Source organism: Actinacidiphila yanglinensis, assembly GCF_900107965.1.
Taxonomy (GTDB): Bacteria; Actinomycetota; Actinomycetes; order Streptomycetales; family Streptomycetaceae; genus Actinacidiphila; species Actinacidiphila yanglinensis.
In genome coordinates this window covers 131164-154267 of the sequence record NZ_FNVU01000009.1, presented here as the reverse complement: position 1 = coordinate 154267, position 23104 = coordinate 131164, and the positions used below count along the sequence as shown (strand labels likewise).

The following is a 23104-nucleotide window of genomic DNA, read 5'->3' as shown; positions in this document are numbered from 1 at the left end:
GTTAGCTGTTCACCCGGCCGAGGTAGTCGCCGGTACGGGTGTCGACCTTGACCTTCTCACCGGTGGTGATGAACAGCGGGACGCCGATCTCGTAGCCGGTCTCCAGGCGGGCGGGCTTGGAGCCGCCGGTGGAGCGGTCGCCCTGCACGCCGGGCTCGGTGTACTCGATGACCAGCTCGACGGACGCGGGCAGCTCGATGTAGAGCGGCGCGCCCTCGTACATGGCGACGACGGCCTCGAAGCCCTCGAGCAGGTAGTTCGCCGCGTCGCCGACCACCTCGGGGGTGACGGTGATCTGGTCGTACGTCTCGGTGTCCATGAAGACGAAGTCGGAGCCGTCCTTGTAGGAGAACTGCATGCCGCGCTTGTCGACGTTGGCGGTCTCGACCTTCAGTCCGGCGTTGAAGGTCTTGTCCACGACCTTCCCGCTGAGCACATGCTTCAGCTTGGTCCGCACGAAGGCGGGGCCCTTGCCGGGCTTGACGTGCTGGAACTCGACTACGGTCCAGAGCTGACCGCCGTCGAGCTTGAGCACGAGGCCGTTCTTGAGGTCGTTCGTGGTGGCCACGGTTGCGGAATCTCCTGAAAGTGCTGCTTCGGGACCGAGGATGAGCCCGGCCCGACCACCGGGGTGGTCACAGCGCGAGGAGTTCCTTGGTCGTGATGGTGAGTAGCTCGGGCCCGCCGTCCGCCACAGGGCGTACGACGAGTGTGTCGTCGATGCGGACACCGCCACGGCCCGGAAGGTGGACTCCCGGTTCGACGGTGACCGGCACGCAGGCGTCCAGTTTACCCACGGCCGCAGGTGACAACTGAGGGTCCTCGTCGATTTCGAGGCCGACACCGTGTCCGGTCCATGGCGCCAGGCCCTCGGTGTGGCCCGCGGCGTGCAGCGGTTCGCGGGTCGCCCGGTCGACATCACGGCAGGCCACACCGGGTGCGAGCGCCTCGCGGCCGGCCCGCTGGGCGGCGAAGACGAGGTCGTACAGCTCGATCTGCCAGGCCGCGGGAGCGCTGCCGATCACGAAAGTACGGCCCACTTCGCAGCGGTAGCCGTGGTAGCACGCGCCCAGCCGTACGGTGAGGAAGTCGCCCTCCTCGACCCGGCGGTCGGTGGGCACGTGGCGGGCCACCCCGGAGTGCGGTCCGGTGCCGATGCAGGTGGAGAAGGCGGGGCCGTCGGCGCCGTGGTCGACCAGGCGCCGCTCCAGCTCCAGGGCGAGGTGCCGCTCGGTACGGCCCACCAGGATCGACTCCAGCAGCTCGCCCAGTGCCTGGTCGGAGATCTCCGCGGCGATCCGCAGGCTGGCGATCTCGTGCTCGTCCTTGATCAGCCGGAGCTGCTCGACGGCTCCCGCCAGGTCTGTGAGGCGCACGCCCGGGGCGACCGAGCGCAGCGCGCGGTGGCGGGTGACGGTGAGGTGGTGCTCCTCCACGGCGAGGGCGTCGGCGCGGCGCTGGCGCGCGAGGTCCGCGGCGGCCACGGCGGCGTCCGCGTCCGGCGAGGGCAGCACCACGTTGCGCAGCTCGTCCGCGGGCCGCGGCGAGTCGTCCGGCGGCGGGCGCAGGTGCAGGAGGGTGTCGCCGGCGCCGGGGCCGACCAGCAGGGCCGCGCCCGGCGGGGCGCATCCGGTGAGGTACCGCACGTTCGCGGGCTGCGTGACCAGCGCGGCGGCCGCGCCCGCCGCGGCGCACCGCTCGCGCAGCCGTGCTCTGCGTACCGTATGCACCTCCGCCATGCGGCGAGCCTACGACGGGCCCGCCCGGTTGGCCTCTCCAAGCCTCCCACCGGGGGTACGGCCCCGCGGCTCCCCCGGTGCACGCGACCGACCTCCGGCGGGAGAGCCCGCGCCTGCCGGGAGACACGGGGGACGGTGTCGGCGATCACCGCGAACCGCGAGGTCAGGCACCGGGCAGGAGCCCGACCCGGTGTGTCACCTCCGCACCAGAACGAGGGTGAGAAGCGTGCCCACCCCGGCCGCGGCGAGCGCCGCCCCCGGCCCCACGGCCAGCGCGAGCGTCCCCGTCAGGGTGGGCGCGAGCCCCTGCAAGGTCATCGTGCCCGAGGAGAGCAGGCCGAAGGCGTGGCCGTGGGCGTCGGCGGAGGGGAGCGCGTCGAGGAAGGGCCGCTGGAGGCCGAGCCCGTAGGCGAAGCCGAATCCGGTCAGGAGCAGCAGGATCGCGCCGAGGGCGAGTCCGGGCTCGGCGGCGAAGAAGAGCAGGGGGACGCCCATGAGGGCGATGAGCGGGCCGACGAGCCGTTCCCGGGCGGGCGGCCGGAGCAGCCGCCCGACCACGACGTCACCGGCGAGCATGCCGATGGGGAGGCAGGCCATGAGCACGGCGTACCCCCCGGCGGGAAGGTGCCGGACCCCGGCGTAGGCGACCAGCAGTCCCTCGCCTCCGGCGACGCAGGCGCCGGGCAGCCACTGGGCGAGCAGGAGCCGGCGGGGGGCGCGGGCGCGCAGCAGGGCGGCGGTCGCGGCGAGGCTGGCCCGTACCGGGGACGTCGCGGCCCCCGGGGCGCGGATGGGGACGGGCAGGCGGGGCAGGCGGAGCCGGACGGCGGCCGCCACCGCCGCGTAGAGCACCGCGCCGCACAGGAGCGCGTGGCGGGCGCCGAGCAGGGAGACGGCGGCGCCGCCGAGGCCGAGCCCGGCGAGTTGGGCGGTCGAGGAGGCCATGTTGGTCAGGGAGCGGCCCAGCACGTAGGCGTCGCCGGTGAGCCACTCGGCCACCAGCCGGGTCGAGGCGCCGCCGAAGACCGGGGTGAGAAGCGCGACCAGGGCGACCAGCACCAGGCTCGACGCGATCGGCAGCGGGGTGAGCGCGAGCAGCAGCGCGGTCACGCAGTCCAGGAGGTAGCCGGCGCAGATCAGGGTGCGGGGCGGCAGCCGGTCGGCGAGGGAGCCGAGCAGCGTGGACCCCGCCGCCTGCGGAAGGAAGCCGGCGCCGAAGGCGACACCGCTGAGCAGCGGGGAGGCGGTGGTCGCGTAGATCAGTACCGAGAAGGTGGAGATACGCAGCGCGTCCGCGGTGATCGCGACCGCGCGGGTCGCGAACAGCACCCGGAAGCGCGGCTCGGCGAACACGTCGCGGTAGGTGGTGCGCGCCTGGAGCTGGGGCGGGCTGCCCGTGGTGGTCATGTCCGGCAGCCTCCCGGCAGCGCGCCGCGGGCCGCCATTGATTCGCCGTGGGACGTAAGGCCGTGCCGTAGGGTCGGTTCGTGCTTCGGATCGAGGTCGCCACGGAGGATCTGCTGCGCAGCCGCTTCGCGCTGTCGCCGTCCTTCGAGCTGTGCACGCTGCTGCGGGCGCTGCACCGCGGCGGCCGGCCGCTGCCGCGGGCCTGGGCGGCGCGACTGCGGCCGGGCTTCGAACGGCTGCGCCGGGAGACCGAGTTGGACGCGGTGCTCGCCCTGCACGCGCCGCGCTCGGGTGCGGACTTCATCGCGGTGCCGCCGCGCGGCCCCGCGCAGAGCTGGGCCGACGACCTCGCCGCGATCCGCGCCGCCCCGCGGGAGCAGGCCCGGGCGGAGATCGCCGAACTCACCGCGCTGCAGCCGGTGCGCGACCCGCGGGTCCGGGCGGTGCTGGACGCGCCGGACGTGGTCGAACGGGTCGCGGCCGCGCTCGACCTGGCCTGGCAGGAACTGCTGGCGCCGGACTGGCCGAGGCTGCGGGCACTGTGCGAGCGGGACGTGGTGCACCGGGTGGGGGTGATCGGCGAGCGCGGCTGGGCGGCGGCCATCGAGGAACTGCACGACAGCGTGCGCTGGTCCGACGGCGGGATCCGGCTCGGCGCGATCGACGGCGGCGACGGCGACGGCGACGGCGACGGCGACGGCGACGGCGACGGCGGGACGGTCCGGCTGGACGGCGAGGGCCTGCTGCTGATCCCCTCGGTGTTCGTGTGGCCGCGGATGGGCGCGCAGTTGCGGCCGCCCTGGCCCAGGACCCTCGTCTATCCCGCGCGCGGCACCGCGGTCCTGCACGAGACCCCCGCTCCCCCGCGGCCCGACGCGCTCGCCGCCCTGCTCGGCCGTTCCCGCGCGCGGCTGCTGGCCGCGCTGGACGGTCCGGCCAGTACGACGCAGCTCGCCCGCCAACTCTCCTTCGCGCCGGGCGCGGTGGGCGATCACCTCGCGGTGCTGCGCGAGGCGGGACTGGTCGTGCGGGCCCGTTCGGGACGCTCGGTGCTGTACCGGCGCACCGCGCTCGGGGACGCGCTCGCCGCGTCCCAGGCGCTGCCCGACGAGCGGGGGCCGACGCCGTGACGCGAGGGCTCGCTACCAGATCGGCGGGCCCTGGAGGCTGCGGATCACCACACGGTCGAGGGCGGCCGAGGCGGCCTCCACGTCGAGGTGGGAGTTGTCGATGATGGGCAGGCCGGAGCCGTACCAGCCGGCCATCCGGCCGTGGATACGGGCGACTTCCTCGTCCGAGAGGCGGCGGTTGCCGGAGCGCTCGGCGTTGCGGGTCAGCACGATGTCGAGGCCCGGCAGCAGGACGACGGGGAGCAGGCCGGGCCCGACGTGCCGCTTCCAGCCGCCGAGGCCGACGGTGGGGCGGTCCGGGAAGACCGCGTCGTCGATGATGCAGGAGACGCCGTTGGCAAGGAAGTTGCGGGCGGCGAAGCCGCAGGTGCGGCGGGCCAGGCGGTACTGCGCCTCGGAGTTCTCGTTCCAGCCGACCTGGGGGTCGGCGAAGCCGGAACGCACCCATTCGCGGACGTCGTCCAGGCTGATGTGGGCGGTGGGGACGCCGCGGTGATCGGCCCAGTGGCGCGCGATGGTGGTCTTGCCCGCGCCGGCGGCGCCGATCAGCAGGACGGCTATCGGGCCGTGCGCGGCACCCGGCAGCGAGCCGCTGCTGGGGGCGGTGGGCACCTGGACCGGGGCGGGGGCGGGCATCGGGAAGTGGCCGGTGGTGCCTGCCGCCATGTTCTGGGCGTGTTCCTGACCGTGCCCCGGGCGCGGCGGCTGGGGCCCGCCCACGGCGTGCTGCATGTCGGCCCACTCCTTCCCGTACCGGAGGTCGCGTGTGACCAGGGGTGGTCACCGGTCGAACGGTACCGCGCTCCCACCTTCCGGCCCAACCGCCCCTCTCCGCCGCGACGATCCCGTGCCGGGGTGCCCTCCCGCTCAACGGTTGCCCCTCCCCCGGGGCCGGGGTGCCCTCGCGGTCAACGGCCCCCAATCCCCGGGGCCGGGGATGCCCTTCGCGGGAAGAGGGTGCCAATCAGGGGCGCGGGGAACGGCGCGAGCAACCGGCCACCGGCCGGTGGTCCGGGGACTTCGCCGTGGGGGCTGGGCGTGTGGGTCCCCGGCTGCGCCGCGCCGGCTGAGCGCGCAGTTCCCCGCGCCCCTGGTGGTTGCCGCATCCCGCAAGGGCAACCCCGGCACGGGGAAGGGGAACCCATCGAACGCGAGGGCACCCGGCACGGGAAAGGCACCCGGGGGACGTCAGGAGGAGCCCTCTTCCGCGAGGGCGCGGAGGGCCAGACGGTAGGAACCGATACCAAATCCGGCAATCACGCCCGACGCCACCGCGGACAACACCGAGGTATGCCGAAACTCCTCACGGGCGTGCGGATTCGAGATGTGCACCTCGATGAGGGGAGCGGTGCGCTGCGCCGCGGCGTCCCGCATCGCGTAGGAGTAGTGCGTGAAGGCCCCCGGGTTGATGACGACCGGCACCCGCCCGTCCGCCGCCTCGTGCAACCACCGAATCATCTCGGCCTCGTCATTGGTCTCGCGCACCTCCACCTCGAACCCGAGCTCCGCACCGAGCTTCGTGCAGGTCTCGACGAGGCCCGCGTAGGACGTCGCACCGTAGACCTCGGGTTCGCGCGAGCCGAGGCGCCCGAGGTTGGGGCCGTTGAGGACCAGGACGGGGCGGGTCACTCCGTCACCTCACCGTAGGCGGCGAGGAGGACCGCGGGGTCGGGGCCCTCCAGGATCGTGGGCTTGGCCAGCCCGTCCAGGACGATGAAGCGCAGCAGGTCGCCGCGGGACTTCTTGTCGACCTTCATGTTCTCGACGAGCCGGGGCCACTGGTCGCCGCGGTAGGTCAGCGGCAGCCCGACCGAGCCGAGGACCGCGCGGTGCCGGTCGGCGGTGGCGTCGTCCAACCGCCCGGCGAGGCGGCCGAGTTCGGCGGCGAACACCATCCCGACGGAGACGGCCGCGCCGTGCCTCCAGTTGTAGCGCTCGTTCTTCTCGATGGCGTGCGCGAGGGTGTGGCCGTAGTTGAGGATCTCCCGCAGGCCGGACTCCTTGAGGTCGGCGGAGACCACCTCCGCCTTGACCCGGATGGCGCGTTCGATGAGTTCGGCGGTGTGCGGGCCTTCGGGGTCACGGGCTGCCGCCGGGTCGGACTCGACCAGTTCGAGGATGGCCGGGTCGGCGATGAAGCCGGCCTTGATCACCTCGGCGAGCCCGCTGACGTAGTCGTGGGGCGGGAGCGAGGCGAGGGCGGACAGGTCGCACAGCACGCCGGCCGGCGGGTGGAAGGCCCCGACGAGGTTCTTGCCCTCGGCGGTGTTGATGCCGGTCTTGCCGCCGACCGCCGCGTCGACCATGCCCAGCACCGTGGTGGGCACCGCGATCCAGCGCACGCCGCGCAGCCACGTCGCCGCGACGAACCCGGCCAGGTCCGTGGTGGCGCCGCCGCCGACGCCGACCACCACGTCGGTACGGGTGAAGCCGGTCTGGCCGAGGGCCTTCCAGCAGTAGGCGGCGACCTCGACGGTCTTCGCCTCCTCGGCGTTGGGGATCTGGATCGCGACGGCCTGGTAGCCCTGCTCGGCCAGATCCTCGCGGATCGCCTCGCCGGTGCCGGCCAGCGCCTCGGGGTGCAGTACGGCGACGCGCATCGCCTTCGGCCCGATCAACCCGGGCAGCTCGCCGAGGAGTTGGTGCCCGACGAGGACCTCGTACGGTTCGGTGCCGGCGGTGCCGCCGATCCGGATACGGGTGGGCGCGGCACCGGCGCTCCACCGGCCGTTCCCGGCTGCGTTCTCGGCGGTGCCGGCGTCGTCGGCCCGGCCCGCGGCCTCGTGTGCGTCGCTGCTCATGCGTCCTTCAGCTCCAGTGCGTCCAGTACGGCCACGGCCACCTCGTCCGGGGTGCGGTCGGTGGTGCTGACCACCGCGCGGGCCACCTCGGTGTACAACGGGCGGCGCTGCTCCATCAGTTCGCGCCAGCGCTGCCGCGGGTTGACCGCGAGCAGCGGGCGGGAGGCGTCGAGGCCGACCCGGTGCACCGCGTCGTGCAGGCTGACGTCGAGGAAGACCACCGGCAGCCCGGTGAGCAGGGCGCGGCTCGCGGGGTCCATGACGGCGCCGCCGCCGAGCGAGAGCACCCCGTCGTGCCCGGCGAGGGCGGCGGCGACCGCGGCCCGCTCCAGGTCGCGGAAGTGGGGCTCGCCCTCGTCGATGAAGATCTCGGAGATCGGCTTGCCCGCGGTCTGCTCGATGTCGTCGTCGGTGTCGCGGTAGCCGACGCCGAGGTGCGCGGCCAGGGCGCGGCCGACCGAGGTCTTGCCCGCACCGGGCGGGCCGACCAGCACCGCGACCGGGACGGGCGCGGGGGCCGTCACTGGATCGCCAGGTGGTCGAGGAAGTCCTGGACGTTGCGCCGGGTCTGCCCGACCGAGTCGCCGCCGAACTTCTCCGCGACGGCGTCGGCCAGCACCAGCGCGACCATCGCCTCGGCGACGATCCCGGCGGCCGGCACCGCGCACACGTCGGAGCGCTGGTGGTGGGCCTGGGCTACCTCGCCGGTGGCGACGTCGATGGTGGCCAGGGCCCGCGGCACGGTCGCGATCGGCTTCATCGCGGCCCGCACCCGGAGCACCTCGCCGGTGCTCATGCCGCCCTCGGTGCCGCCGGAACGGCCGGAGGCGCGGCGGATGCCGTCCGGGCCCGGCACGATCTCGTCGTGGGCCTGGGAGCCGGGCACCCGGGCGAGGTCGAAGCCGTCACCGAGTTCGACGCCCTTGATGGCCTGGATGCCCATCAGGGCTCCGGCCAGCCGCGCGTCCAGCCGCCGGTCCCAGTGCACATGGGAGCCGAGGCCGACCGGGGCACCGTAGACCAGCACCTCGACGACGCCGCCGAGGGTGTCGCCGTCCTTGTGGGCCTGGTCGATCTCGGCGACCATCGCCTTGCTCGCGTCGGCGTCCAGGCAGCGCACCGGGTCGGTGTCCAGGCGTTCCTCGTCGCCCGGCACCGGCACGACGCCGTACGGAGCCTTCGCGGCGCCGAGTTCGACCACGTGCGAGACGATCTCGATGCCCGCGGTCTCCTTGAGGTACGACCGGGCCACCGCGCCGAGCGCGACCCGGGCCGCGGTCTCCCGCGCGCTCGCCCGCTCCAGCACCGGGCGGGCCTCGTCCAGGTCGTACTTCTGCATCCCGGCGAGGTCGGCGTGGCCGGGGCGGGGCCGGGTCAGCGGGGCGTTGCGGGCCAGGCCGGCCAGGATCTCCGGGTCCACCGGGTCGGCCGCCATCACCTGCTCCCACTTGGGCCACTCGGTGTTGCCGACCATGATCGCGACCGGGCTGCCCATGGTCAGGCCGTGCCGTACGCCGCCGAGGAAGGTGACCTGGTCCTGCTCGAACTTCATCCGGGCACCGCGGCCGTAACCGAGCCGGCGCCTCGCCAGCGCGTCCGCCACCATCGCGGTGGTGACGGGCACCCCGGCGGGCAGTCCTTCCAGCGTCGCGACGAGTGCGGGTCCGTGCGACTCCCCCGCGGTCAGCCAGCGCAATCTGCTCAACGGTGCTCCCTGGAAAACGGCCGTGCCACTGTGCCCCGATCCTCCCACGTTTCCGGGGACCGCCCGGACCCGCGTCCAGGGAGCGGAACGGTCGTCTCAGCGATCGGCGAGCGCCGCCTCACCGGCGGCGCGCATCGCCGGCAGCGGGCCGGGGGCGCGGCCGGTGTGCTGCTCGACCTGCAGGACCGCCTGGTGGACGAGGAGGTCCAGCCCGCCGGCAACCAGGCCACCGCGGGCGGCCCAGGCCGCGGCCAGCGGGGTCGGCCAGGGCTCGTAGAGCACGTCGAAGAGGGTGCCGGGGGCGGTCGGGACCGCGGCGGCGAGGTGGTCGGCAGCGCCGGCCGGGGTGGTGGCGATCACCAGCGGCTCGGTGAGCGCGTCCGCTGCGGCACTCCAGTCGGCGGTGCGCACGGCCACGCCCAGCCGCTCGCCCCAGCGGGCCATCTCCTTGGCGCGGGCCCGGCCGCGGACGTACGCGGTGACCTCACCGGTGCAGATCCGGGCGAGCGCGGCCAGCGCGGACGACGCGGTGGCGCCCGCGCCGAGGACCGCGGCCGAGGGCACCGAGGTGACGCCGTGCTCGGCGAGCGCCGCGATCATCCCCGGGATGTCGGTGTTGTCGCCGCGCAGCCGCCCGTCGCGGTCGAGGACCACGGTGTTGACCGCCTCGACCGAGGCGGCGGTGTCGGTGACGTCGTCCAGCAGCGGGATCACCGCGCGCTTGAGCGGCATCGTCAGCGACAGCCCGGCCCACTGCACCGGGTCGAGGCCCGCCACGAAGCCGGGCAGCGCCACCTCGTCCACCTCGAAGCGGTCGTACCGCCAGTCGTCGAGGCCCAGCGCGGCGTACGCGGCGCGGTGCAGCACCGGGGAGAGCGAGTGCGCGATCGGGGAGCCGAGCACGGCGGCGCGGTACTGACCGGTCCCGGTCGGCTGCGGGCCGGTCATCCGCCGTGCGCCTTCTGGTACGCGTTGAAGTCCTGGACGTTCTTCTGGTGGACGGCGTAGCTGTCGGTGAAGCGGGTGTCACCGGGCTTGACCGTGACGAAGTAGAGCCAGTTCCCGGAGGTCGGGTCGAGCGCGGCCTCGATGGCGTTGTGGCCAGGGTTGTCGATCGGACCCGGCGGCAGGCCCGTGTGCAGGTAGGTGTTGTACGGCGACGCGAACTGGGTGTCCTTGTTCGACGTGTTGAGGGTGGAGCGGCCCATGGCGTAGTTGATGGTCGAGTCGAACTCGAGCTTCATGCCCTGGTCGAGCCGGTTGTATATCACCCGGGAGACCTTGCCGAAGTCCCCCTCCTGCTGCGCCTCGGCCTGCACCAGAGCAGCGATGGTCAGCACCTGCTCGGGTGTCTTGCCGATCTTCTTGGCGTTGCCGACCAGGTCGTCCTTCTGGTACTCCGACGATGCCTGGGCAACCATCTGCTTCAGCACGTCGACCGGCTTGGTGGACTTGCCGACGCTGTACTTCATCGGGAAGAGGAAGCCCTCGACGTTTCCGTGCGCCCAGGACGGCAGGCCGAGGTTGGCCCCCTTGGCGGCCGCCGCGGTGGTGCCGGTCTTGAGGTGGAGCTTCAGGTCGATCTGCTGGTAGATGCGAGTGGCCCGGTAGCCCTCCGGGATGATCATCGCGTCCTGCGACTTGGGGTCGAGCATCATCGTGACCGCGGACGCACCGGACATCTGCTTGTGCAGGTCGTAGACGCCGGCCTGGATGAAGTTGCCCTTGGGGTTCTTGTTCGCGGCGGCGGTGAAGGCGCCGACGCTCTTCACGACGCCGGCCTGCTTCAGGAGGTTGCCCATGGTGGTCGCGGAGGCGCCCGCGGGGATGGTCACCTGGACGTCGCCGCTGCCCTCGCCGGAGTAGTCGGGCGCGGGGCCGAAACGGCTCTCGTACATGTGGTAGCCGAAATAGCCGATGCCGCCGACACCGCCCACCAGGACGGCGAGCACGACCACGCAGGCGCAGCCGCTGCGGCGCTTCTTGCCCTGCTGCGGCTGGGACTTGCCGGACCTGCGGCCACCCGTCCTGGTCGGTTCGGGCGCGTGTGCGTCGTCGTCATCGTCGTCGCGGTTCGCGAAGAAGGCGTGCTCGGTGGGGTCGCCGCTCTGCTCGTCGTCCCACTCGCCGGTACGGGCCGGCGCGGGGCGCAGCGGGCGGCTCCCCGGTTCCTGCGGGTGCCCCTGGGGGGCGGCGCCGGGGCGGGCACCGGGCTGGCCGGACTGTCCGGGCTGTCCGGGCTGGCGCATGCCCTGCTGAAGGGGCTGGCCGGGCTGGCCCGGTTGCCCCATCCCCGGCTGACCCGGCTGGCCGGGTTGGCCCATGCCCTGCTGCCCCGGCTGACCGGGCTGCATGCCCTGCTGCCCGGGCTGGCCCTGGAAATGCGGCTGCTGGAGGTTCTGGGGCTGCTGCGGGTAGCCCTGCTGCGGCTGCTGGGGATACTGCTGATGCTGCTGCTGGCCGGTGGCGTACGGGTCCTGCGGCAGGCCGCCGCCGTACGGGTCCTGGGCGTAACCGCCGGCCTGGCCGGTCTGGTAGGAGCCGGTGTCATACCCCTCGTAGCCGGTCTGCTGGTAGCCCTGCTGCGACTGCGGCGACTGCTGCTGCTGGGGGTAGCCGTACCCCTGCTGCGGGTAACCCTGCTGGGGCTGCTGGGGGTACTGCTGATGCTGCTGCTGGCCGGTGGCGTACGGGTCCTGCCAGTCGCCCTGCTGCTGAGGGTTCTGGTGATGCTGCTGCGGGTACCCCTGGTCGTACACATCCCCGAAGAGCGGATCCTCGGGGTGCCACGGTTCGGAGCCGGAACCCCGGCCATAGTCAGTCATCGGCATCCATCAGTCGGTCTTCCTGCTCGCACCCTCCGTGGAAGACGTCGCTGCGGTCTTCCACTCCGGCTGCTCGGGCGTCCGCCCTCGGTCCCCTCGGTACGCGGTCGGCATCGGTCCGCCGACCTTGCGAAACGGGCGGCACCCGAGGGCGCCGCCGTGTCGCGGGGAACGTTACCGTATCGCGATCAGATGACTACTTCGACGTTCTCGCCAGGAGCAGTGCCCGACACCCGCTCGGTCTCCAACGCGCTCTGCAGAATAACGACAGCGGCGGCCTGATCGACCACGGAGCGTCCCTTTCTGGCCGTGACCCCGGACGCGCGCAGCCCCTGGGTCGCGGTGACCGTGCTCATCCGCTCGTCCACGAGCCGGACCGGGACCGGGGCGATGATTTTCGCCACAGCCTGCGCGAAGCCGCGCACCTTGGCGGCCGCGGGACCCTCGGTGCCGTTCAGCGACCGGGGCAGGCCGACGACGACCTCGATGGGTTCGTACTCGGCGACCAGGGCCGCCAACCGGCGCTGCGCGGCGGCCACATCGCGGCCGGGCACCGTCTCGACGGGGGTGGCGAGGATGCCGTCCGGGTCGCACGAGGCGACCCCGATCCGGGCGTCCCCGACGTCCACGGCCAGCCGCCGGCCGCGCCGGATCCCGCCGGGGGCCCGGGAGGTACCGGAACCCTCCGAGTCGCCCGCGCCGCCGGTTCCGCCTGCCGCGCCGTCGGCTCCCGCCGCGCCCGAGCGGTCGTCACCGGCCGCCGCCGGGCGCCCGGTTGCGTCCTCGGGGCCGCTCCCGTGGTCGGGTCGGTGCCCGTGCGCGGCGGAGCGCCGGGCGCGCGGCCGGTCCCGGCCGCGCTCCGCGCCCCGCCGTCGCTCGGTCATGTCACGCCTTCTCGGCGACGAGCCGCCGCACGGCCTCGATCGCATCGGGCACGGCCGCGGCCTGCTGGCCGCCGCCCTGGGCGACGTCGTCCTTGCCGCCGCCACCGCCGCCGAGCGTCTTGGCCGCGGTGCGGACGAGCTCGCCGGCCTTGAGGCCGCGCTCGCGCCCGGCCTCGTTGGTCGCGATGACGGTCAGCGGGCGGCCGCCGGCCACGGTGAACAGCGCGACGACGGCGGGCCGGCCGCCGCCGATCCGCTGCCGCACGTCGAGCACGAGCTTGCGCAGGTCGTCCGCGCCGGTGCCCTCCGGCACCGCGCCGGTGACCAGGGCGACGCCCTTGACGTCCTCGGCGGCCTCGGCGAGCCCGGCCGCGGCCTGGAGCACCTTCTCCGCGCGGAACCGCTCGATCTCCTTCTCGGCGTCCTTGAGCTTGGCGAGCATCCCGGAGATCTTGTCGGGCAGCTCCTCCGGCCGGCCCTTCACCAGGTCGGTGAGCTGGGCGACCACGGTGTGCTCGCGGGCCAGGAAGTTGTACGCGTCGACGCCGACCAGCGCCTCCACCCGGCGCACGCCGGAACCGATGGAGGACTCGCCGAGCAGCTTGACCAGGCCGAGTTGGGCGGTGTTGTGCACGTGGGTGCCGCCGCACAGCTCCTTGGAGAAGTCGCCGATGGTGACCACGCGGACGTGCTCGCCGTACTTCTCGCCGAACTCCGCGATGGCGCCCTGCCGCTTGGCCTCGGCGATCGGCATCACCTCGGCGGTGACGTCGAGTTCACGGGCCAGCACCTCGTTGATCTTCTGCTCGACGTCGGTCAGCACGGTGCCGGGTACGGCGGTCGGCGAGCCGAAGTCGAAGCGGAACCGGCCGGGCGAGTTCTCCGAGCCGGCCTGCGCGGCGGTGGGGCCGAGCGCGTCGCGCAGCGCCTGGTGGGTGAGGTGGGTGGCGCTGTGCGCGCGGGCGATGGCACGGCGCCGGGTCAGGTCGATCTGGGCGTGCGCGGCCGCGCCGAGGGTGACCTCGCCGACCTGGACGACGCCCTTGTGCACGCTGACGCCGGGCACCGGGCGCTGCACGTCGCGGATCTCCACGACGGCGCCGCTGTCCAGCCGGATGCGGCCGGTGTCGGCGAGCTGGCCGCCGCCCTCGGCGTAGAAGGGGGTGCGGTCGAGGACGACCTCGACCTCGTCGCCCTCGATGGCGGCCGGGGAGGGCAGGCCGTCGACGAGCAGGCCGACGACGGTGGCCTCGCCGTGGTCGTGGAGGTAGCCGGTGAACTCGGTGGCGCCGGAGCGGTCGGCGACCTCGCGGTAGGCCGACAGGTCGGCGTGCCCGGTCTTCTTCTTCTGCGCGTCCGCCTTCGCGCGGTCGCGCTGCTCCTTCATCAGCCGCCGGAAGCCGTCCTCGTCGACGCTCAGCCCCTGTTCGGAGGCCATCTCCAGGGTGAGGTCGATCGGGAAGCCCCAGGTGTCGTGCAGCAGGAAGGCCTGGTCGCCGGAGAGCACCTGGCCGCCCTTGGACTTGGTCTCCGTCACGGCGGTGTCGAGGATGTTGGTGCCGGCCGAGAGGGTCTTGAGGAAGCGGGACTCCTCGGCGAGCGCGACGGACTCGATCCGCTTGCGGTCGTTGAGCAGCTCCGGGTACTGCTCGCCCATGGTGCCGATCACCACGTCCACGAGTTCGGCGACCACCGGGCGGTCGGCGCCGAGCATCCGCATGTTGCGGATGGCGCGGCGCATGATCCGGCGCAGGACGTAGCCACGGCCCTCGTTGCCGGGGGTGACGCCGTCGCCGATCAGCATGACGGCGGTGCGCATGTGGTCGGCGACGACCCGCAGCGAGACGTCGGAGTCGTGCGCGTGGCCGTAGTGCACGCCGGTCAGGGCGGTGGCGATGTCGATCACGACCCGGAGGGTGTCGGTCTCGTACATGTTCTGCACGCCCTGCAGGATCATCGCGAGGCGTTCGAGGCCGAGACCGGTGTCGATGTTCTGCGCGGGCAGGTCGCCGAGGATGTCGAAGCCGTCCTTGCCGTGGCCGGGACCGCGCTCGTACTGCATGAAGACCAGGTTCCAGATCTCCACGTACCGCTCGTCGTTGACCGCGGGGCCGCCTTCTTCACCGAACTCGGGGCCGCGGTCGTAGTTGATCTCGGAGCACGGGCCGCAGGGGCCGGGGACGCCCATCGACCAGAAGTTGGGGCCCATGCCGAGCCGCTGGATGCGCTCGGCGGGGACTCCGACGACGTCGCGCCAGATCCGCTCGGCCTCGTCGTCCTTCTCGTAGACGGTGATCCACAGCTTCTCCGGCTCCAGGCCGTAGCCGCCGTCGGCCTGGGAACTGGTCAGCAGCTCCCAGGCGTACGTGATGGCGCCTTCCTTGAAGTAGTCGCCGAAGGAGAAGTTGCCGCACATCTGGAAGAACGTGCCGTGCCGGGTGGTCTTGCCGACCTCGTCGATGTCCGGGGTGCGCACGCACTTCTGGACGCTCGTGGCGCGGTCGAAGGGCGGCTTGACCTCACCGAGGAAATACGGCTTGAACGGGACCATTCCGGCCGGGACGAGCAGCAGCGTCGGGTCGTCCGCGATGAGGGAGGCCGACGGCACCACGGTGTGCCCGCGCTCCTCGAAGAAGCGCAGCCAGCGGCGGCGGATTTCTGCCGACTCCATCAGTGTTCGTCCTTCCGGTTCTTGTGCTTGCGGTCCCCGCCCTTGCCCCGGGCGGGCAGAGCGGAGGGGTCGCCGCTCGTCGCACTCCCGGGCAGGGTGGCCCGGGGGGACGGCAGCGGCTCGGGAGCGGGGGGTGCGCCCTGGGCGCGCAGTCCCAGGGCGTCGTGCAGTTCGGTCTCGCGCTGGGCCATGCCGACCCGGACGTCCTGGGCGAACAGCCGCAGCCGCGCACCGGTCTCCAGCGCGCGGTCGGCGGCGGTCACGGCGAGGCTGTCGGGGTTGAGACGGCGCACCGCGCGGCCCACCTTGACGGTGGCCCAGGCTCCGGTGGCGGCACCGGACAGGAACCAGAACAGACGGCGGAGCATGGCCTCAGTCTTCTTCCATCAGTCGGTCTTCCTGCGCGCGTCCTTCGCGGAGGCCCTCATGCCCCGGTCCTCCGCGCCGGCCGCGCCGGGCCTCGGCGTGCGGCGGTCGCGGCGGCCGCGCCGCGCGGCGGGGAGCACCTTGCCCGACAGGGTGCGGGCGCGGGCCTTGCCGGCGTCACCGGACTGCATGCCGACCGCGCGCCGCACGCCGTACCCGAACGCGGCGACCTTCACCAGCGGGCCGCCGAACGTCGAGGCGACGGTGGAGGACAGCGCCGAGGCGTTCGCGGTCACCTCGGCGACGTCGGAGGTGATGGTGTCGACCCGGTCGAGCTGCGCGTGCGCGCTGCGCAGCGCGTCGGACGCCTCGCCGAGCAGCGGCACGGCCTGCTGGGTGATGCCCGCGACCAGCTCCGTGGTGCGTCGCAGGGTCTGCGCGAGCCGGGCCAGCGCGACGGCCAGGAACGACACGAGGATCGCCCAGAACACCGCGACGATCAGGCCCGCCACCTCTCCACCGGACACGCTGCCGCACTCCCTTTGCCGACCACGCCACGTAATAGGGCGAGCCTATCGCGTCGTGCCGACAAGACCGTCCAGCCCGTCCGGCGCCGTCGGCCCCCGAACCGCCCGCCGGTGCGGGCCGCGCGCGGGAATCCCGGACCGGCGGGACCGGGCATCACGCGGGCCGCCCGGGCGGGTTGTACGGAGTGCCAGCGTCCGCGTACGCTCCGTGCATCATGGGATCCGCGGAGAGCCTGCCGGCCGAGCTGACCGGATTCGTCGGCCGTGACGGCGAACTGACCGAGCTGGACGTGCTGTTGGGGAGCGGCCGGCTGACCACCGTGACCGGCACCGGCGGTGTCGGCAAGACCAGGCTGGCCCTGCGGGCGGCCCGCCTGGCACAGGACCGTTTCCGGGACGGCGTCCACGCGGTGGACCTGTCGGCGCTGCGGGACGCCGGCCTGCTGGACCACACGGTCGCGGAGGCGCTGCGCGTCCCGGACCACACCACGCGGGGCCCGCGCACCGCGCTGGCCGAGCACGTGGCCGACCGCGAACTCCTGCTCGTGGTGGACGGCTTCGACCGGGTGCCGGCCGAATGCGCGGCGCTGGTCGGCGAGTTGCTGCGCCGGGCGCCGGGACTGCGGGTGCTCGCGGCCGGCCGCCGCCCGCTGGGCATCACCGGGGAGCGGCTGCTGGCGCTGGCGCCGCTGCCGGTACCGGGCGACGGGGTGCGGCTGTTCACGGAGCGGGCCGCCGAGGTGCTGCCGGACTTCGCGGTGTCGGGGGCGGACGCCGAGGCGGTCACCGAGCTGTGCGCGCGGCTGGACGGGCTGCCGTTGGCGCTGGAGCTGGCGGCGGTGCGGCTGCGCGCGCTGTCCGTGGGCGATGTGCTGCACCGGCTGGAGGACCGCTTCCGGCTGCTGACCGGTGGCGATCCGACCGCCCCGGTCCGGCACCGGGCGCTGCGTACGGCGATCGGCTGGAGCCACGAGCTGTGCACGCCGGCCGAACGCCTGCTGTGGGCCCGGCTGTCGGTCTTCGCCGGCGGCTTCGACCTGGAGGCGGTGGAGTACGTCTGCGCGGGCACCGACCTCGCCGAGGAGGACGTCGCCGACACGGTGGCCGGGCTGGTGGCGCAGTCAGTGATCAGCCGCGACGCGGACGCGGAGGAGGGCACTCGCTACCGGATGCTGGAGAGCGTGCGGGAGTACGGCGCCTCCTGGCTGGCCGCGCTCGGCGACGAGGAGCGGATGCGGCGCCGGCACCGCGACTGGTACCTGGGGCTGGCCACCTGGTGCGAGCTCGACTGGTTCAGCCCGCGGCAGGCGGAGGTCGCCGCGCTGGTGACCGCGGAGCTGCCCAACCTGCGGCTGGCGCTCGACTTCAGCCTCGACGGTCCCGCCGAGGACCCGGCGGTCGGCCAGTACCTCGCGGGCACCCTGTGGTTCTGCTGGGTCGGCTGCGGGCGGCTGGCCGAGGGCCGCCACTGGCTGGACCGGGCGCTGGACGCGTGTGCCGAACCCAGCGACGCGCGGGCGAAGGCGATGTGGGTGTGCGGCTACGTCGCCCTGCTCCAGGGCGACTCGACCGCGGCGCTGTCCGTGCTCCAGGAGTGCCGCGCCGAGGCGGACGAGAGCGGGAACGCCACCGCGGCCGCGTACGCCGTGCACCGGCTGGGCTGCCTGGCGCTGGTCTCGGACGACATGCCGGTCGCGGAGCGGGTGATCGGCGACGCGCTCGAGCGCTACCGGCGGATCGGCGAGCTGAACAGCAACGTGCTGATGGGCCAGGTGGAACTGGCCATGGCGGTGGCCTTCCAGGGCGACGTGCAGCAGGGGGAGCGGCTCGCCGAGGAGGTCCGCGACATCTGCGGGGACCACGGCGAGCGCTGGACGCTGGCCTACGCCCTCTACGTCCTCGGCTACACGGCCTGGCTGGGCGGGGACCCGGCGCGGGCCCGCCGCCTCGCGGAGGAGTCGCTCGCCATCGACCACACCTTCCACGACCTGGTGGGCGCGGTCCTCGCGCTGGAGCTGCTGGCCCTGGTCACGGAGCACGAAGGGGCGCCCCGCGAGGCGGCGGTGCTCCAGGGCGCCGCCGGGCGGCTGTGGGAGTCGGTGGGCCTGCGCCTCTTCGGCTCCCGCTACTTCAACGCCCCCCGCGCCGTGTGCGAACGCCGGTTGCGCGAGCAGCTGAGCGACCACGCGTACGCGGCGGCGCTGTACGAGGGCGCCCGGCTGTCCTTCGACGAGGCGGTGCTGCGCGCTCTGACGCACACCCGGCTGCCCGTGGGGCTCCCCCGGGTCGAGGGGGTGCCCCACCAGGGGCGCGGCGACCTGCGCGGGCAACCGCGGGCCACCGGCGATCAGCGGGCGTAGTACTCCACGACCAGTTGCTCGTCGCAGATCACCGGGATCTCGCCGCGGTTCGGGTCCCGGTCGAGCCGGAACGCGAGCGCCTGGAGGTTGACCTGGAGATAGCGGGGCGTCTCGCCGTCGGGGGCCCAACCACCCTCGCGGGCGACCAGGAACGGGGTCTTCTCGCGGGACCGCTCCCGCACCTGCACGACGTCCTCCGGGCGGACCCGGAACGACGGCTTGTCGACCTTGCGCCCGTTGACCTCGATGTGGCCGTGCACGACCATCTGCCGCGACTGGTAGATGGTGCGGGCCAGCCCGGACCGCAGCACCAGCGCGTCCAGCCGGCGCTCCAGCTCGACGATCAGCGCCTCGCCGGTCTTGCCTTCGACCTTCTTCGCGCGGTCGTACGCCCGCTGCATCTGGCGCTCGCTGATGTCGTACTGCGCGCGCAGCCGCTGCTTCTCCAGCAGACGGGTCTTGTAGTCGCTGTTCTGCTTGCGACCGCGGCCGTGCTCACCGGGCGGGTAGGGACGGGCCTCGAAGTACCGGACGGCCTTCGGGGTGAGCGCGATGCCGAGCGCCCGGGACTTCTTGACCTTGGGACGCGACTGATTCACGTGCGTCGAACCTCCGTGTAGATTAGGTAAGGCTTACCTTAGCTGAGGAGTACGCATGATTCGACCCGGGAACCCCGCACCCGAACTGCCGTCGCAGCAGCAGGAGAACGGTCAGCCGCGTCCCGAAGTGGAAAAGGCGCCCCGGCAGCCCTCGGCCGCCGAACGCGCGCGCACTCTGGTCGAGGGTAACCCGTCCCTCGCGCTGGCCATTCCCGCGCTGCGGCCGGCCCCGCCCGAACCGATGGTGCCGCTGCGCCGCTCCGTCGGGCCCGAGGGGGACGTGTTCCTGCTCTTCCCGCGGGACAGCGCCGCCGTGCGGGCGGTGCGGCACGCCACCGACGACGAGGTGCCGGCTGTGCTCGAAGTCACGGACGTGGCACCCGTCGCCGTCCCGCACCGCATCCGCGGCCGCGCCTGGGTCGCCGGGTGGCTCACCCACGTTCCCGGCGGCGGGTTCGAGTCCGACGCGGAACTGCTGCGGCTGGAACCCGGGGAGATCTCGCTGGACGACCTCTGGGGTACCGCACTGGTCGAGCCGGACGAGTTCGCCGCCGCCGCGCCCGACCCGCTGGCGCCGTTCGAGACCGAGGTCCTCCAGCACCTCGCCGCCGCTCATCCCGAGGAGGTGGCGCTGCTGTGCGGGATGCCGGCGGGGTCCTGCGGCGGCTCCGCCCCGACAGCGGTCATCCCGCTCGCCCTCGACCGGTTCGGGCTCCGGGTCCGTTGCAGCGGACCTGCCGGGACGTACGACGCCCGTTTCGATTTTCCCGCCCCGGTCGACGGTCCCGCGGCCGGCCGCCGCGCCCTCCGCCACCTCTTCGCCTCCGCCCGAACGTAGGCCCGTCCTTGGTGGTGACGCTCTTTTCGCGGAGGAGCCGCACAAACCAGGGGCGCCGGGAACTGCGCGACAAGCCACGGCGGACCGCAAGGCCCCTCAACCGGCAGGACGGGACACCCCGGAGGGTCAGGGGCACCCCGGAGGGTCACTCACCGCCGGAAAGCCTGCTCCGCACCCGCTCGAGGATGTCCGCGAACCGCGCCTCCGCGCCGTACCGGGTGGGCTCGTAATACCGCCGGTCGGCGATCCCGTCCGGCAGGTACTGCTGCGCGGCGATCGCCCCGGGCACGTCGTGCGGATAGACGTACCCCTGGGCGTGGCCGAGCTTGGCCGCGCCCTTGTAGTGGCCGTCCCGCAGATGCGCGGGCACCGACCCCGCGTTGCCCGCGCGGACATCCGCGAGCGCCGCCCCGATCGCGGTGGTCGCCGCGTTGGACTTCGGCGCGAGGGCCAGCGCGATCGTGGCGTGGCTGAGGATGAGGGACGCCTCGGGGAAGCCGATCATCGCGACCGCATGCGCGGCGGCGACCGCGGTGGGCAGGGCGGTCGGATCGGCCAGCCCGATGTCCTCGCTGGCCGAGATCATCAGCCGGCGGGCGATGAAGCGGGGGTCCTCCCCCGCCACGATCATCCGCGCCAGGTAGTGCAGCGCCGCGTCGACGTCGGAGCCGCGGATGGACTTGATCAGCGCGCTCGCCACGTCGTAGTGCTGGTCGCCGTCGCGGTCGTACACCACCGCGGCGCGGTCGACGGCCTCCTCGACGGTGGCGAGGGTGAGGGTGTCCTCGCCCTTGGCGAGCGCGGAACCGGCGCCGGCCTCCAGCGCGGTCAGCGCGCGGCGGGCGTCACCGCCGGAGATCCGCAGCAGGTGCTCCTCGGCGTCCTGCGCCAGCGTGACCGCGCCGCCCAGCCCCCGCTCCTCGGTGAGCGCGCGGTGCAGCACGCCGCGGATGTCGTCGTCGGTGAGGGATTCGAGGGTCAGCAGGAGGGAGCGGGACAGCAGCGGCGAGATCACCGAGAAGTACGGGTTCTCCGTGGTGGCGGCGATCAGCGTGACCCAGCGGTTCTCCACCGCGGGCAGCAGCGAGTCCTGCTGCGCCTTGCTGAAGCGGTGGATCTCGTCGAGGAACAGCACGGTCTCCCGGTCGTACCCGCCGGCCTGGCGCTTGGCGCTCTCGATGACCGCGCGGACCTCCTTCACGCCCGCGGTGATGGCCGACAGCTCCACGAAGCGCTTGTTCGTGGCCTTGCTGACGACGTAGGCGAGCGTGGTCTTCCCGGTGCCGGGCGGGCCCCACAGGATCACCGAGGAGGCGCCGGCCGGACCGCTGCCGTCCTCCCCCACCAGGCGGCGCAGCGGCGAGCCCGTGCGCAGCAGGTGCTGCTGGCCCACCACCTCCTCCAGGGTGCGCGGGCGCATCCGCACCGCGAGCGGGCTGCTGCCCGGGTCCCGCTCCCGCCGCTCCTCCGCGGCCGCGCTGAACAGATCTGGCTCCACCCGTGCAGCGTATGCCACCCCTGTGACACTCTCCGACCTCGCGGTTCGCTCCGTTTCAACGCGGACGGCGAAAGCCATACCTATGAGGACGAGAGCGCCGTGCACCCAGGCGCGCCCATCCGGCGAGGAGGCACCCGTGACGGACACCGACGACCCGGCCGAGCCGCCCGCCTGCCGGCGCCTGGTCGGGCGCACCGCGGTGGTCACCGGCGCGGGCAGCGGGATCGGCCGGGCCGCGGCCCGCCGGCTGGCGAGCGAGGGCGCGCGGGTGGTGGCCGCGGACGTGGACGTGGAGAGCGGCCGGGCCGTGGCCGAGCAGATCGGCGGGCTCTTCGTGCACACCGACGTCACCGACCCGGGCCAGGTCGAGGCGCTGTTCGCGGCCGCCCAGGACACCTACGGCTCGGTGGACGTCGCGTTCAACAACGCGGGCGTCTCACCGCCGGAGGACGGTTCGATCCTGACCACCGGCCTGGACGCCTGGAGCCGGGTGCAGGAGATCAACCTGACGTCGGTGTACCTGTGCTGCAAGGCGGTACTGCCGTACATGCAGCGGCAGGGCAGGGGGTCGATCATCAACACCGCGTCCTTCGCGGCGGTGCTGGGCGCGGCCACCTCGCAGATCTCCGGCACCGCCTCCAAGGGCGGGGTGCTGGCGATGACGCGCGAGCTGGGGGTGCAGTTCGCCCGCGAGGGGGTCCGGGTGAACGCCCTGTGCCCGGGTCCGGTGGACACCCCGCTGCTGCGCGAGCTGTTCGCGAAGGACCCCGAGCGAGCCGCCCGGCGGCTGAAGCACATCCCGATGGGACGGTTCGCGAGGGCCGAGGAGATCGCCGCCGCCGTGGCCTTCCTCGCGAGTGACGACGCGGGCTTCGTCACCGCGAGCCAGTTCCTGGTCGACGGCGGCGCCTCGGGAGCGTACGTGACACCGTTGTAGACGCCCGTGCAGAACGCCGTTGCAGACGGCGTTACAGCAGGTCGGACGGCCCCCGGACGATCAGATGACCGTCTTCCAGTAGTACCAGAAGTGGGTCAGGATCAGCATGCCGATCACCGCGTACCACACCACCGGCACCACCCAGTGGAACTCCAGCACCGCCCCGCGGACCTTGCCCGGCACCTTGATCAGGCCGTGCCGGATGTTGTGCACGGCGGTGTACCAGAAGATCAGGATGGTGACGATCCACGCCAGGCAGCACCACAGGCAGACCGCGTGGATGTTGTAGATCGTCTGGTACTGGAGCCAGGTGATGAAGCCGACCCCGAACAGGCTGCCGGCCTGCAGGCCGTACCAGAACCACGGCTTGTAGCGGCCGCCGGCGAAGATGCCCATCGCCAGGCAGATCACCACGCCGTACGCGACCAGGCCGATGATCGGGTTCTGGAAGCCGAAGGCGTGCGCCTGCTTGCTCTGCATCACGTCGCCGCAGGCGATGACCGGGTTCAGGCTGCACGAGAAGTGGCTGGGCTTGCCGTCGACGGTGTTCTGCAGCAGGACGAACTTGTCATTGGTGATGACGAAGGAGGCCCACAGGCCGAGCACGCCCGCGATGAGCAGCAGCCACGTGAACGCCTTGCTCGGCACGATCTCGCGCTGCAAGGGGGACTCGGGGTGTCCGTCGCCGTCCGTTCGCCTCTCGTCCAACGCGGAAGTCGTCATGATCGCCGATCTCTTAGGTCCGTGGGGGCGGGCACCCATATTGTGCACCAGGGCGGTGTGAATGGAGTAAGGTTCGCCCGCCCTGGTACACGGA

At 73.2% G+C, this 23104-nt stretch carries 20 protein-coding genes and 1 pseudogene; 4 read left to right on the top strand and 17 right to left on the bottom strand.

Going from position 1 to position 23104, the window contains the following annotated elements:
* Position 1: 1 nt before the first annotated feature.
* The 3 genes from efp to C4U44_RS21820 form a co-directional block, all read right to left on the bottom strand.
* The gene (efp, locus tag C4U44_RS21830) at positions 2-568 is read right to left on the bottom strand and encodes an elongation factor P (protein WP_103887649.1); all 567 of its coding nucleotides are present in this window, start codon (positions 566-568) and stop codon (positions 2-4) included.
* A gap of 67 nt (positions 569-635) precedes the next feature.
* Positions 636-1739, bottom strand: a complete 1104-nt coding sequence (locus tag C4U44_RS21825) for an aminopeptidase P family protein (RefSeq protein ID WP_103887648.1) — start codon at positions 1737-1739, stop codon at positions 636-638.
* A gap of 195 nt (positions 1740-1934) precedes the next feature.
* On the bottom strand, positions 1935-3146 hold the full coding sequence (locus C4U44_RS21820; protein WP_103887647.1) for an MFS transporter: 1212 nt from the start codon (positions 3144-3146) through the stop codon (positions 1935-1937).
* 80 nt (positions 3147-3226) lie between these two features.
* Here C4U44_RS21820 and C4U44_RS21815 point away from each other — a divergent pair, with 80 nt between their 5' ends.
* On the top strand, positions 3227-4276 hold the full coding sequence (locus C4U44_RS21815) for an ArsR/SmtB family transcription factor (protein WP_103887646.1): 1050 nt from the start codon (positions 3227-3229) through the stop codon (positions 4274-4276).
* A gap of 12 nt (positions 4277-4288) precedes the next feature.
* On the opposite strand, the gene C4U44_RS21810 is transcribed toward C4U44_RS21815, so the two are convergent.
* The 11 genes and pseudogenes from C4U44_RS21810 to C4U44_RS21760 all read right to left on the bottom strand — a co-directional run.
* Positions 4289-5008, bottom strand: a complete 720-nt coding sequence (locus C4U44_RS21810; RefSeq protein ID WP_103887645.1) for an AAA family ATPase — start codon at positions 5006-5008, stop codon at positions 4289-4291.
* Between the two features lie 456 nt (positions 5009-5464).
* Positions 5465-5905, bottom strand: coding sequence for a type II 3-dehydroquinate dehydratase (aroQ, locus tag C4U44_RS21805; protein ID WP_103887644.1), 441 nt, complete (start codon positions 5903-5905; stop codon positions 5465-5467).
* The gene (gene aroB, locus C4U44_RS21800; protein WP_103887643.1) at positions 5902-7077 is read right to left on the bottom strand and encodes a 3-dehydroquinate synthase; all 1176 of its coding nucleotides are present in this window, start codon (positions 7075-7077) and stop codon (positions 5902-5904) included. The genes aroQ and aroB overlap by 4 nt, the downstream gene beginning before the upstream one ends.
* Complete coding sequence (locus tag C4U44_RS21795; protein ID WP_103887642.1) at positions 7074-7601, bottom strand: shikimate kinase; 528 nt, start codon at positions 7599-7601, stop codon at positions 7074-7076. The genes aroB and C4U44_RS21795 overlap by 4 nt, the downstream gene beginning before the upstream one ends.
* Entirely contained in the window at positions 7598-8782 is a 1185-nt protein-coding gene (gene aroC, locus C4U44_RS42615) for a chorismate synthase (protein ID WP_103887641.1), read from the bottom strand. The genes C4U44_RS21795 and aroC overlap by 4 nt, the downstream gene beginning before the upstream one ends.
* A 96-nt stretch (positions 8783-8878) precedes the next feature.
* Positions 8879-9730 carry a shikimate dehydrogenase gene (locus C4U44_RS21785; protein ID WP_103887640.1) on the bottom strand — a complete coding sequence of 284 codons (852 nt, stop codon included), beginning with the start codon at positions 9728-9730 and terminating at the stop codon, positions 8879-8881.
* On the bottom strand, positions 9727-11607 hold the full coding sequence (gene mltG, locus C4U44_RS21780; RefSeq protein ID WP_103887789.1) for an endolytic transglycosylase MltG: 1881 nt from the start codon (positions 11605-11607) through the stop codon (positions 9727-9729). Before mltG ends, C4U44_RS21785 begins: the two co-directional genes overlap by 4 nt.
* Positions 11608-11795: 188 nt before the next feature.
* Positions 11796-12260, bottom strand: a complete 465-nt coding sequence (gene ruvX, locus C4U44_RS21775) for a Holliday junction resolvase RuvX (RefSeq protein ID WP_103887788.1) — start codon at positions 12258-12260, stop codon at positions 11796-11798.
* A gap of 232 nt (positions 12261-12492) precedes the next feature.
* Positions 12493-15162 carry an alanine--tRNA ligase gene (alaS, locus tag C4U44_RS21770; RefSeq protein WP_103887639.1) on the bottom strand — a complete coding sequence of 890 codons (2670 nt, stop codon included), beginning with the start codon at positions 15160-15162 and terminating at the stop codon, positions 12493-12495.
* The gene (locus C4U44_RS21765; RefSeq protein WP_103887638.1) at positions 15162-15530 is read right to left on the bottom strand and encodes a DUF6167 family protein; all 369 of its coding nucleotides are present in this window, start codon (positions 15528-15530) and stop codon (positions 15162-15164) included. Before C4U44_RS21765 ends, alaS begins: the two co-directional genes overlap by 1 nt.
* Before the next feature lie 102 nt (positions 15531-15632).
* Positions 15633-16055: pseudogene (locus tag C4U44_RS21760) on the bottom strand (DUF948 domain-containing protein); the annotation flags it as partial.
* 215 nt (positions 16056-16270) lie between these two features.
* Between C4U44_RS21760 and C4U44_RS21755 the strand changes: the two are divergent.
* A complete protein-coding gene (locus C4U44_RS21755) occupies positions 16271-18415 on the top strand; it encodes an ATP-binding protein (protein ID WP_103887636.1) in 2145 nt (714 codons plus the stop codon).
* Here the strand turns inward: C4U44_RS21755 and rpsD are convergent.
* A complete protein-coding gene (rpsD, locus tag C4U44_RS21750) occupies positions 18403-19014 on the bottom strand; it encodes a 30S ribosomal protein S4 (protein WP_103887635.1) in 612 nt (203 codons plus the stop codon). The genes C4U44_RS21755 and rpsD overlap by 13 nt on opposite strands.
* Positions 19015-19069: 55 nt before the next feature.
* On the opposite strand from rpsD, the gene C4U44_RS21745 reads away from it, so the two are divergent.
* Complete coding sequence (locus C4U44_RS21745; RefSeq protein ID WP_235032245.1) at positions 19070-19852, top strand: DUF2470 domain-containing protein; 783 nt, start codon at positions 19070-19072, stop codon at positions 19850-19852.
* A 145-nt stretch (positions 19853-19997) separates the two neighbouring features.
* Here C4U44_RS21745 and C4U44_RS21740 read toward each other — a convergent pair whose 3' ends face one another.
* Positions 19998-21350 carry a replication-associated recombination protein A gene (locus C4U44_RS21740; RefSeq protein ID WP_103887633.1) on the bottom strand — a complete coding sequence of 451 codons (1353 nt, stop codon included), beginning with the start codon at positions 21348-21350 and terminating at the stop codon, positions 19998-20000.
* 136 nt (positions 21351-21486) lie between these two features.
* On the opposite strand from C4U44_RS21740, the gene C4U44_RS21735 reads away from it, so the two are divergent.
* On the top strand, positions 21487-22287 hold the full coding sequence (locus C4U44_RS21735; RefSeq protein ID WP_235032244.1) for a 3-oxoacyl-ACP reductase: 801 nt from the start codon (positions 21487-21489) through the stop codon (positions 22285-22287).
* A 60-nt stretch (positions 22288-22347) separates the two neighbouring features.
* On the opposite strand, the gene C4U44_RS21730 is transcribed toward C4U44_RS21735, so the two are convergent.
* Positions 22348-23010 carry a vitamin K epoxide reductase family protein gene (locus C4U44_RS21730; protein ID WP_103887631.1) on the bottom strand — a complete coding sequence of 221 codons (663 nt, stop codon included), beginning with the start codon at positions 23008-23010 and terminating at the stop codon, positions 22348-22350.
* Positions 23011-23104: the final 94 nt, after the last annotated feature.